The sequence below is a fragment of the Bartonella sp. AP40SXNS genome (assembly GCF_042195825.1).
Taxonomy (GTDB): domain Bacteria; phylum Pseudomonadota; class Alphaproteobacteria; order Rhizobiales; family Rhizobiaceae; genus Bartonella.
Genome location: NZ_JBHIPB010000003.1, coordinates 99086 through 110378, shown reverse-complemented (window position 1 = coordinate 110378; position 11293 = coordinate 99086). Strand labels below are relative to the sequence as shown.

Here is an 11293-nt window from a genome sequence, read left to right as displayed (position 1 = left end):
GGCAAAACATGCTGCCCCTTTATTTTAAGAAACGACACGTTAAGAGACACTATTTTAATTTTTATTGTAAATTTCCTTAAATTACTTTATGAATTAAAAGATGTTTTGGTCGCATACGCAACGACCAAGAGGGTCTTGAAAGCCCGAAAATCTAAACATGAATTTACCCCACTTTGTGGGTATCCCGGAATTCCGGGAGTTTTTGCTATGTCCAGGTGTTTTAAGCACTAAAAGCAAAAAAAGCTGATTAGATTTCAGTACTTTCAAGCTCCCGGAATACTCATGCGAGGGCGCTCGCAACCGGCGGGGAAAAATGCAATCTCAAAATCTTAATATTGATCTTTTTATTGGCAAAAAAATTCGTTTGAGACGAAAAATGCTAAAAATGTCTCAAACAACTTTAGGACACGCTTTAGGTGTCACTTTCCAACAAATTCAAAAATATGAAAAAGGCTTAAATCGTGTCAGCGCAGGGCGATTAAAGAAAATTTCTGATATCTTAAATGTTCCTCTTTCCTTTTTTATGCGGATATCTTAACAAAACAACAGCCCCCATACCTTCATGATGAAATCGCATCAAGCACAGAAGAATATCTGCTACTCAAAAGATTTAGAGTTCTAACCTCGATAAAACAGAAAGCCATTTTACAGTTACTCGCTGATCGGAATGAGAACTTTTAACATCATGATACAGAGCACTATACTCTCTGTTCTTAATTTGCCTCCCACACCTCAAAGGACAAAAATCCCTTTCCTATCCGGTTGGTAAACAATCCTGTTTCTCAAGAACTGCTTCTTCTTAGCTTCCCATTTCATATGGTTCGTTTCACAAGATTGTATGGACAAGCCCTCTTTTAAAGATTTACCACATACTCTTATAAAAACACTATATGGTAAATTTTACACCTTACAGCACCACACCTCAAACAATAGCATTTTACAGTACAACAGGATAAGCACTCATGCGTATTTTTCAAAAAGCGCCCCTCAAAAGCAATGCTTGAAAATTTATTTGGTTGATCTGGAGCAGTGTACGCATCATTTTATAAGGATGATGAAGGATGTAATCTTAACATGTAGATGCAAAAGATTGCTTTTTTATCGCAATCACTAAAAGCAAAAGTTTATTTAAAAGAGGCACTGCAAGAAGCCTTGAAATTAAGGCTGGAACCATTATTAATTTTTTAATTACCGCTTGATTGGAAACTAACATGTTGCTAGTAAAATTATAAGCAAAGTTGCTCTTATTTCTGGTGTAGAAGCTTCGCAAAAAAGAGCAATAATAAATAAGGGGAATTAAGATGTTAAAATATTTATTGCTGTCACCTGTTGTGTTGGTGGCGGGTTGCGCATCTGTAGGGAGTTATTCATCAAATTATGTTGATCAAAGTCTTACGAAGCGTCAGGCACAATTAGTCGCTAACAAATTTATTAGCGATATCAAGAGACCTCTACCACCAGCTACAACCACACTTCTTATAAAGAAAAATAATACAGCAGACAACTTTACTCCTTTATTTATCAATCTGTTGCGACGGAATGGATATAATGTGATCTATACAGATCAACCTCAAAAGCAACAAAACATGGGTGTGAATTTGAGGTATAGAATAAGATTAAATAGTAGCACGATAGTGTCTCTTCTTCAGTATAACGTGAATGGAGAGCCACGTGCTCATATAAGTACTCAGCCCAAATGAACCCGCTATTTTATGTGGACGTTCTCTCTATTTTAGACGTAAAGACTTAAAAGCGCTTGTTAAAGAAAAGAGATTTGCACCTCAATAAAAACTCTTGTTTTTTAGCCAGAATGAACAAATTTTTCTGTATTTCATCACGATATGAGAAATAATACGTACGAGAAAATAAGTTATGACTTTAGGTTTGAGTATAAGGGAAAGAAGAGTATTAAAAAAATAATGAAAAATCCTCCACACTCTAGTGAATTATTGTGCGAAGATGTAAATGCAAAACTTGGTTTATTTAGTGATTCAAGCAGTTGAATAGTCCGCTGTTTGCAAAAAATGAGTTTTTTAAAAATAAAAGGAAAGACAATGGCAAAAAACACTGTCCAACTGCACTAATAGAAGAACCTTTTAAAATATCATAGTAATAAAAAATGGATAGTTTCCAATGTAATTTATCCACGGTGGTTTATTCAAAAGAAATTTTGTAGAAATAGGATATTTTTAACGTTTTTTGCTTCTCATTTAGTGTACCATAATTCTAGCATACCACAATTCGGAGGTTTTGTGGTTTTCATTGCTAATTGTTATGGTGCTATGATGAACGAACGGAGTTTACAACAGCTATTGCAATGCTTTGCGCTTGTGTAAAGAAAATTATAGCTGTTATTGGAGCACTTTAAAAATATCCTCCGTTAAACTTGAAAAAGCCATTGGGCTTTTAAACTTTTAAAATGGATGCTAAATCGTCGTTTTTCTCATAAACAATGGTATGCACATACTTGCCTTTCACTCCTCAAAGGAAAAAAGCTCCTACAGTTGCCGATCTGTAAAAAGTTCAGCGTCTCTTAGGACTAGTTTTCATTGCTTGATCCCTTATGCGGTTCACTTCATAGGGTTTTATGGATAAGCACCTTGAAGATTTATCACACTCACCAAAAACACTTGATATAGTAAATTTACTACGCCTTATATCACTGTCCTAAACAACAGTGTTTTAGGCAAAAACAAGATATACAACCTCTCACTTAATAAGTCATTGTAACAAAGCTGATAAAAAGCCACACTCTCACCCTCGTAATCTCCAATGAGCAAGGTGGTGGACAGAGATCTATGGAAATTTTTGCTGTTGTTCAAATGGGGAGCGATTTTTCAGCCTTTTACAACTTTAATGCGGGAGAGAAAACCGCAATATAAATTTATGTCCTTGAAGATAAGTATTTTTACGCAAGATAATTCTTTGCTCATACTTGATATGATGAAAGAAAAATGTGAAAATTCTGTTCGGTAATGAGGAGAAAACACCATGATCAAGAGAAGCGTTAAGCTGCTTATCTTAGGAATGATTGGGCTTGCAAATTCTGTTGTAAATTCTTCTGGAAATACTGAAGAATTCTCAAGTTTTGAACGTTCTTTCAATACGGTTCAAGATGCGTCAAACACACAAGAACCTTTTCAGCCTTTAAAAGCTGGAGATTATGACCAAGCCTATGACTATTACATCCAAGGTTATTATTTAAAAGCTTTTCGTGAAGCACTCCGACGTGCTGAAAAAAATGATCCTTTTGCACAAACTCTTCTTGCCCGAATTTATATGGAAGGATGCGCTGTTCCTGTTGATGGTGCGCGTGCGGCTTTATGGTTTGAGCGTGCAGCAAAACAGGGGGAACCTCAAGCACAATTACGCTATGGGCTTATGTTGTTTGATGGTCATTTTATGAAACAAAATCAAGATCTTGGTGAACAGTTTATTCGAAAAGCTGTCAATGCAGGCGTCAAGGAAGCCTATTTTTATTATGGACAACTGCTTCTTTATAAAGCCTCACGTGAAAAACAAGCTCTCCCTGGTGTTTCTTCCCAAAGTCGTGAAAATGAAGCAATAGAGCAAGCCTTAAAATGGTACTTAAAAGGTGCTGCTCTTGGGGATGCTGAAGCTGCTGTTTCTGCTGCCAAAATTCTGTCTTTAGGCACATTAAATCGACCAAAGGATGATCGTAATGCCCGTAAGCTCATGGAGGTAGCGGCTCAAAACAACCACTTAGAAGCTCAACTTCTTTTAGCGCAATGGCTTGTACAGGGACGTGGAGGAGAAACAGATTTTCACCGTGCTTTTCATTTACTTCAAAGAAATGCCGTCAACATGATTGCGCCGGCACAAATTTCCCTTGCAAGACTTTATCGAGATGGCACAGGAACAAAAGGCGATATAATCATGGCAGCAGCATGGTATATGCTCGCAAAGGAGGCAAAAATGCAAGCCCCTGATCTTGAAATAATGCTCCAAGGCATGGACAAAACACAACTAGAAAAAGCGCACAAAGAAGCAATAAAGCTCCTTCCTGTTTTTTAAATACTCCTCTCTGCTTCAAAAAGATAAAATTTATAGAAATTCCGGGAGATTTTGCTCTGTCCAGGTGCTTTAAGCACTAAAAGCAAAAAGGCTGATTCGGATTCAGTATTTTCAAGCTCCCGGAATACCAACGCGAGGGCGCTCGCACTCGGAGGGGCTTTAAAATGCGAGCCAAAAATCTTGATAATGACATTTTCATTGGTAAAGAAAACGCACTGGTATCATTTGCTTAAGCAAACAATATCCAATAAGCAAAAGAGCTAGGCTATCCCGAAAATTCCGCAAGCTCTATTTTTTCATTCTTTTTGCTTGGATGAAAAACACGCCAACTCTCATTAAAAAACTATTTTTTATTGCCAAGCCTCCGAAATTACTTTACATATTGAAAGGTGTTTTGGTCGCATACGCAACGACCAATAGGGCTCTAAAAACCCGAAACCTCGTACATAAATTTACCCCGCTTTGCGGGTATCCCGGAATTCCGGGAGATTTTGCTATGTCCAGGTGCTTTAAGCACTAAAAGCAAAATGCTGATTCGAGGTCAGTGTTTTTAGACTCCCGGAATACCAACGCGAGGGCGCTCGCAACCGGCGGGGGCTTTAAAATGCGAGCCAAAAATCTTGATAACGACATTTTCATTGGCAAAAAAATTCGTTTGAGACGAAAAATGCTAAAAATGTCTCAAAAAACATTAGGTCAACATTTAGGTGTTACTTTCCAACAAATCCAGAAATATGAAAACGGCTTAAATCGTGTCAGCGCAGGGCGTTTAAAAGAAATTGCCGATATCTTAAATGTTCCACTTGTCTTTTTCTATGCAGATATCTTAACAGAACAACAGCCTCCGTACCCTTATGATGAAGTTATATCAAGTACAGAGGAATATCTGCTGCTCAAAAAATTTAGAGTCCTAACCTCGATAAAACAGAAAGCCATTTTACAATTACTCTCTGATCAAAATGAAAGCTTTTAACATCATAATATAGGGCGCTACACTCTCTGTTCTTAACTTGCCTCCCACCCCTCAAAGGACAGAAGCCCCTTCCCTATCCAGTTGGGAAACAATCCGTCTTCTCAGAACAGAACTCTTTTAGCTTCCCATTTTATGTGGTTCATTTCACAAGATTATCCGGACAAGCTCTCCCTCAAATATTCACCACATACTCTCATAAAAACATCACATGTACAAAATTTGATGCCTTACAAACACCACACCTCAAACGATAGTATTTTACAGAAAACAGAATAAGCATTCATACGTATTAAAAAAAAGATAGCCCTCAAAAAGCAATGCTTGAAAATTTTTTTGGTCGATCTGAAACAGAACCTAACGCATCATTTTATAGATAGAGGACATGATCTTAACATGCAAACGCAAAAAATTGCTTTTTTATCATAATCACTAAAAGCAGCAGTTTATTAAAATATACGCCACCAGAAGCACTTCAAGCAGCCTTTACAGCTGAAACCACTATTCATTGATTAATTAACCTATTGATTAGATACCGATATGTTGTTAATGGCTATAAGTAAAGTTGCTCTTATTTCTGGAAGAGGAGCTTCGCAAATAAAGAGCAACAATAAGTAAGGGGAATTAAAGATGTTAAAATATTTATTGCTGTCACCGGTTGTGTTGGTGGCTGGTTGCGCATCTGTAGGCAATTATTCATCAAATTATGTTGATCAAAGTCTTACAAAGCGTCAGGCACAATTAGTTGCTAACAAATTTATTAGCTATATCAAGAGACCTCTACCACCAGCTACAACCACATTTCTTATAAAGAAAAATAATACAGCAGACAACTTTACTCCTTTATTTATCAATCTGTTGCGACGGAATGGATATAATGTGATCTATACAGATCAACCTCAAAAGCAACAAAACATGGGTGTGAATTTGAGGTATAGAATAAAATTAAATAGTAGCACTATAGTGTCTCTTTTTCAGTATAGTGTGAACGGAGAACTACGTGCTCATATAAGTACTCAGCCCAAATGAACCCGCTATTTAATGTAAACATTCTCTATATTTTACACGTAAAGACTTAAAAGCTCTTGCGAAAGGCAAAGAGATTTGCATCTCAATAAAAACCCTCATTCTAGCCAGAGTGGATAAATTTTATTATAGATTGTGACAATACAAAATAGTGTAAATTATAGCTTTAAGATTTAAGAAAAGAAGAATACTAAAAATAATGAAAAATGCCCCACACCCTAGCGAATTGTTACGCGAAGATGTAAATGCAAAACTTGGACTATCTGTGATTGAAGCAGCTGAAGAGTTTTCTATATCCCGTGTAGCATTTTCTAGGGTCTTGGTAAAAATCCTTATAACGACATTTTCAGTGGCAAATTCATTGGCAAAAAAATTCGTTTGAGACGAAAAATGCTTAAAATGTCTCAAAAAACATTAGGTCAACATTTAGGTGCCACTTTCCAACAAATCCAGAAATATGAAAACGGATTAAATCGTGTCAGCATAGGGCGTTTAAAATAAATTGCCGCTATCTCAAATGTTCCACTTCTCTTTTTCTATGCTGATATCTTAACAAAACAACTGCCCCCGTACTCTCATGATGAAATCGCATCAAGTACAAAAGAATACCTGCTGCTCAAAAGATTTAGAGTTCTAACCTCGATAAAACAAAGAGCCATTTTACAGCGGATCTCTGATCAAAACGAAAGCTAACATCATACGATAACACACCACGCTCTATCCCATGAGACACTCATACAAACTCCGTATTCACATATTCATCACATATTCTTAATTAAAAACACCTCATGGTTTTAGGGAACTTATATCATTACCATCAATTATATCATTGCCATCAATGATGATATTTTACGACACAACGGGATAAATTTTCCCAAAATCCCAAAAAATGTTTGTGTAAATTTTTAAAAAGCTTGCGTCTGAGCACTTTTTATGGTCTTGCAAAGAACTGAAAAGCAAAAATACATAAAGGTCCTTTTGTACTTTTTTCTGCAACGCCCATAAGCAAAGACAATGAAGAGCATACAAGGATTATGGAGAGAGCCGCAAGGCTAACAAGGGGGGGTAAACCCGAAAATAAAAAAAGAGCTTGACTGTTAAAGGCAGCAAAGAAAAGTGCCATAAAGACAACAAGAGAGTTCTTTTTGCAAGAATAGAATTGGATAGAAACGATGAAAATTAATGGCAATGAAATTCGTCCTGGTAATGTGATCGAACATCAAGGGAGCTTATGGGTTGCTGTTAAATGTAACGCTGTAAAACCAGGAAAAGGTGGTGCATTTAACCAAGTTGAAATGAAAAATTTGATTGATGGTACAAAACTTAATGAACGATTTCGTGCTGCTGAGACAGTTGAACGCGTGCGCCTTGAACAAAAAGATTTCACCTTTCTTTATCAACAAGGGGATGCTTTGGTCTTTATGGATTCAGAATCTTATGAACAACTTGAACTCCAAAAGGATTTTGTTGGTGAACGTGCCGCTTTTCTCCAAGATGGGATGACTGTCACAGTTGAACTTTATCAAGAAAAGCCTATCGGCATCTCACTTCCTGATCAGGTTGCTGTCACGATTGCTGAAGCCGATCCTGCACTTAAAGGACAAACAGTTACAGCTTCTTATAAACCCGCTATTCTTGAAAATGGGATTCGGATTCTTGTTCCTCCCTTTATGAATGCTGGTGAACGTATCATTGTAGACACCAATGAGTTGATTTATTTGCGTCGTGCAAATGAAAAAGATAAATAAAGGAATAAACAATGGCCCATTCTGCAGTCATGAATGTCATGGTGCAAGCTGCAATGAAAGCAGGACGCTCGTTGGTACGTGATTACGGTGAAGTGCAAAATTTGCAAGTGTCTTTGAAAGGACCTGCAGATTATGTCAGCCAAGCAGATCGCAAAGCGGAAAAAATTATTTTCAATGAACTAAGCAAAGCACGCCCCAAATTTGGTTTTCTGATGGAAGAGTCTGAGGAAATCATTGGAGAAGATTCACAACATCGTTTTATTGTTGATCCTTTAGATGGTACTACAAATTTTCTCCATGGCATTCCTTTTTTTGCTGTTTCCATTGCTTTAGAAAGCCAAGGAAAAATCGTTGCTGGTGTCATTTACAATCCCGTGAGTGATGAACTCTTCACCGCAGAACGTGGGTGTGGTGCTTTTTTTAACGACCGGCGCTGTCGCGTTTCTGCTCGACGCAGACTAGAAGATTGTGTTATTGCCACAGGCATGCCTCATTTTGGTCGCCCAAATCATGGAACCTATCTTATTGAATTACGTAATGTGATGATGGAAGTTGCTGGATTGCGCCGTTTTGGTGCTGCTGCTCTTGATTTAGCTTATGTTGCTTCTGGCCGAACCGATGGCTTTTGGGAAGATAACTTGCAAATTTGGGATATGGCTGCTGGAATACTGATGGTTCGTGAAGCCGGTGGTTTTGTCACTGATAAAGAAGGCGGCAACAATATATTCCGCAAAAAAAATATCATTGCCGGCAATGAACACATTCGCCTAAAATTAGAAAGAGTTCTCAAAAAAGGCATTTAAGCCTTAAAGAAAATCCAACAGATTACCTCAGCCAAGCAGATCGCAAAGCGGAAACAATATTATCAATGAATGAAGCAAAGCACACCCCAAATTTGGTTTTCTGATGGAAGAGTCTGAGGAAATCATTGGAGAAGATTCACAACATCGTTTTATTGTTGATCCTTTAGATGGTACTACAAATTTTCTCCATGGCATTCCTTTTTTTGCTGTTTCCATTGCTTTAGAAAGCCAAGGAAAAATCGTTGCTGGTGTCATTTACAATCCCGTGAGTGATGAACTCTTCACCGCAGAACGTGGGTGTGGTGCTTTTTTTAACGACCGGCGCTGTCGCGTTTCTGCTCGACGCAGACTAGAAGATTGTGTTATTGCCACAGGCATGCCTCATTTTGGTCGCCCAAATCATGGAACCTATCTTATTGAATTACGTAATGTGATGATGGAAGTTGCTGGATTGCGCCGTTTTGGCGCTGCTGCTCTTGATTTAGCTTATGTTGCTTCTGGCAGAACCGATGGCTTTTGGGAAGATAACTTGCAAATTTGGGATATGGCTGCTGGAATACTGATGGTTCGCAAAACCGGTGGTTTTGTCACCGATAAAGAAGGCGGTAACAATATATTCCGCAAAAAAAATATTATCGCCGGCAATAAACACATTCGCATTAAACTATAAAAAACCCTCAAAAAAGGCATTTAATTCTTACAGTTTTTTACAAAACCCTTAGAATCTTAAAAAACAACATGAAGAGAGAGTTTTAAATTTTCTTTATAGAAAACGATAGAAACTCGCGAATGAGATAGTGACAAAAAACATCACCACGAACAAAAAATGTACTTGCTATAAGCCCCCACAAAAGCAATTATCGCACCTGAGGCAAAAACACAGTCCATTTCCTCCTCAATATATGCTCTTTACAGTGCGCCATCCATTGATCTAAAAATCTTTCCTCTCTCATAAAAGCTGCCGCATATGCTTAAGAGTTTTCACTCTTTTCCACCACTGCATAATAGCAGAGATTTCAGAAAAACCACCGATTTATCCCCCCTTATTCAACCGTTTTGCAAATAGTTTATCAACTGCTGACGACATTTATAATAATGAGAATCTTTGTTTTCCAAAATTGCTTTCTGCATTTCACTTGCAAGCTGCTCTTTATCTTTTTCAACAGCCTCTTTCAGCGCCTTTACCTTCTCATCTCCAAAGATAATTTTTAATTTTTCTTTTAACTTTTTTTCCTCAACAAGCTTCTTCCAAAAGATCAATCGGTTATCACATGTCTCATTTGATGATTTCATCCACTCTTTAACGCCTAATTTGTAAGCTTCTTCAAATGTTGGATTCCCTTCAACAATGGAAAGATTTTTTGCTCTATTTGTGTCATTCTCTTTACAAGTATTGATTACATCTCTAACTGTGACAGAATGGCAACCATTATCAAAAGCAACATAGCCCTTTTTCACTGTTTTAATAAGCTTCTTATAGTAAATGAAAGTTTCTCTTGCCGCCTTATAATCACTGGAAATATCACACAACAACGACAACACATTCTTTTTACAATATAATAATAAAGTACACTCACCAGACCAAGATTCCGAAAGGTTTAGCATTTTCTCTATCTCTTTGTGTTCTGTACTCATAGATATGTTGTCCCACAAAGTATCTGTAAATTTTTTCTTTTCATCCTCCCCTGTAAAGTTTTCCTTTTGGTGCTGTTTGCATTCAGCTATAATCATATCATCAAGAACATATAACCACCAATGAAGTAATAACATCGTAGGTTGACTCCGTTTTTTGTTCGTAAGAGGATCTACAAACTTTTGCAGAGTTATTCCGTTCTTGCTCATTAATCGCACTGCTTTTAAAAAAAATTTCCTAAAATACGAGGTATCCAAGAGACTACATATTTTTTTGTAATGTTCATCAGTAAGTTTTTTTCCAAGTGCTTGCTTGTACAAGAAACGCACTTTGTGATCCCCTCGAACACAAATATCCTTTACCAATGGAAGCCGATCTCCACTGAATTTCATATCTTCCCTAGGATTTTTTATCCCCAGTGCGTCTCTTTCCCATAACCTTACTCCCTCATCCCATTGTTTCAACCATTCCTGCGATATTTTTTGAGTTTTTGCAAAAAGCCTTTGTTCCCCTTGTACAATAATATATTTATGTTCAGCGCACTCTTGCTCTTTTCGCTCAAGTTGTTCAGTCAATTGAAGACACTTCTGTTCCTCTTGTGCAATAATATCTCTATATCCAGCGCACTCTTGCTCTTTTCGCTCAAGTTGTTCAGTCAATTGAAGACACTTCTGTTCCCTTTGTGCAATAATATCTTTATGTCCAGCGCACTCTTGCTCTTTTTGCTCAAGTTGTTTAGTTAAATGCTTGTTCTGATAAATTGCCAATGCAAGCATTAAGCTTCCCCCACAACACACTATCATTGCCAAACCGAACAAAAAATCCACTGAGTATCCCAAATACCACCACCTTCCCATCAATATGATGCAGAAAATCATAACACCGCATCTTACACTCCCATATTTTTTCCCCCATTTCCACATGACCTTAATTGTAGCTATTCTGAAAGCTATTGCCAATTTTATGTCTTCTTCCATTCTTGCTCTCTTTTATTCTCACCAACATTTAACGCAGCTCTTTTATCGATCCCTCGATATTGTATCAATATGTATATATCTGATTTGAAAATAACTACATA

10 protein-coding genes and 3 pseudogenes are annotated in these 11293 nt (G+C 37.3%); 11 read left to right on the top strand and 2 right to left on the bottom strand.

Annotated features, from left to right (window positions below; translation table 11 throughout):
• The 11 genes and pseudogenes from ACFILZ_RS03085 to ACFILZ_RS03035 all read left to right on the top strand — a co-directional run.
• Positions 1-231: pseudogene (locus tag ACFILZ_RS03085) on the top strand (hypothetical protein); the annotation flags it as partial.
• Positions 232-313: 82 nt separating this feature from the next.
• Positions 314-681 (top strand): annotated as a pseudogene (locus tag ACFILZ_RS03080) (helix-turn-helix domain-containing protein).
• Positions 682-1301: 620 nt separating this feature from the next.
• Positions 1302-1700: a hypothetical protein gene (locus tag ACFILZ_RS03075; RefSeq protein WP_375610283.1), complete on the top strand. Its 399-nt coding sequence runs from the start codon at positions 1302-1304 to the stop codon at positions 1698-1700.
• 1291 nt (positions 1701-2991) lie between these two features.
• Positions 2992-4035, top strand: a complete 1044-nt coding sequence (locus tag ACFILZ_RS03070; protein ID WP_375610284.1) for a tetratricopeptide repeat protein — start codon at positions 2992-2994, stop codon at positions 4033-4035.
• Positions 4036-4639: 604 nt separating this feature from the next.
• Positions 4640-5008: a helix-turn-helix domain-containing protein gene (locus ACFILZ_RS03065; protein WP_375610285.1), complete on the top strand. Its 369-nt coding sequence runs from the start codon at positions 4640-4642 to the stop codon at positions 5006-5008.
• A 627-nt stretch (positions 5009-5635) separates the two neighbouring features.
• Complete coding sequence (locus ACFILZ_RS03060; RefSeq protein WP_375610286.1) at positions 5636-6034, top strand: hypothetical protein; 399 nt, start codon at positions 5636-5638, stop codon at positions 6032-6034.
• A gap of 196 nt (positions 6035-6230) precedes the next feature.
• Positions 6231-6413, top strand: a complete 183-nt coding sequence (locus tag ACFILZ_RS03055; protein ID WP_375606555.1) for a hypothetical protein — start codon at positions 6231-6233, stop codon at positions 6411-6413.
• Positions 6374-6724: pseudogene (locus ACFILZ_RS03050) on the top strand (helix-turn-helix domain-containing protein). The gene ACFILZ_RS03055 and the pseudogene ACFILZ_RS03050 overlap by 40 nt, the downstream one beginning before the upstream one ends.
• Before the next feature lie 479 nt (positions 6725-7203).
• Positions 7204-7779, top strand: coding sequence for an elongation factor P (gene efp / locus ACFILZ_RS03045; RefSeq protein ID WP_375606557.1), 576 nt, complete (start codon positions 7204-7206; stop codon positions 7777-7779).
• 11 nt (positions 7780-7790) lie between these two features.
• The gene (locus ACFILZ_RS03040; protein WP_375608419.1) at positions 7791-8582 is read left to right on the top strand and encodes an inositol monophosphatase family protein; all 792 of its coding nucleotides are present in this window, start codon (positions 7791-7793) and stop codon (positions 8580-8582) included.
• Between the two features lie 103 nt (positions 8583-8685).
• Entirely contained in the window at positions 8686-9252 is a 567-nt protein-coding gene (locus ACFILZ_RS03035; RefSeq protein ID WP_375610287.1) for an inositol monophosphatase family protein, read from the top strand.
• A 377-nt stretch (positions 9253-9629) separates the two neighbouring features.
• On the opposite strand, the gene ACFILZ_RS03030 is transcribed toward ACFILZ_RS03035, so the two are convergent.
• Complete coding sequence (locus ACFILZ_RS03030; protein ID WP_375682335.1) at positions 9630-10874, bottom strand: hypothetical protein; 1245 nt, start codon at positions 10872-10874, stop codon at positions 9630-9632.
• Between the two features lie 76 nt (positions 10875-10950).
• Entirely contained in the window at positions 10951-11103 is a 153-nt protein-coding gene (locus ACFILZ_RS03025; protein ID WP_375682334.1) for a hypothetical protein, read from the bottom strand.
• Between the last annotated feature and the right edge of the window lie 190 nt (positions 11104-11293).

Bases quoted from the DNA above. Each gene is read 5' to 3' on its own strand.
- ACFILZ_RS03075 (WP_375610283.1), top strand. From the start codon at position 1,302: ATGTTAAAATATTTATTGCTGTCACCTGTTGTGTTGGTGGCGGGTTGC.
- ACFILZ_RS03070 (WP_375610284.1), top strand. From the start codon at position 2,992: ATGATCAAGAGAAGCGTTAAGCTGCTTATCTTAGGAATGATTGGGCTT.
- ACFILZ_RS03065 (WP_375610285.1), top strand. From the start codon at position 4,640: ATGCGAGCCAAAAATCTTGATAACGACATTTTCATTGGCAAAAAAATT.
- ACFILZ_RS03060 (WP_375610286.1), top strand. From the start codon at position 5,636: ATGTTAAAATATTTATTGCTGTCACCGGTTGTGTTGGTGGCTGGTTGC.
- ACFILZ_RS03055 (WP_375606555.1), top strand. From the start codon at position 6,231: ATGAAAAATGCCCCACACCCTAGCGAATTGTTACGCGAAGATGTAAAT.
- efp (WP_375606557.1), top strand. From the start codon at position 7,204: ATGAAAATTAATGGCAATGAAATTCGTCCTGGTAATGTGATCGAACAT.
- ACFILZ_RS03040 (WP_375608419.1), top strand. From the start codon at position 7,791: ATGGCCCATTCTGCAGTCATGAATGTCATGGTGCAAGCTGCAATGAAA.
- ACFILZ_RS03035 (WP_375610287.1), top strand. From the start codon at position 8,686: ATGGAAGAGTCTGAGGAAATCATTGGAGAAGATTCACAACATCGTTTT.
- ACFILZ_RS03025 (WP_375682334.1), bottom strand. From the start codon at position 11,103: ATGCGGTGTTATGATTTTCTGCATCATATTGATGGGAAGGTGGTGGTA.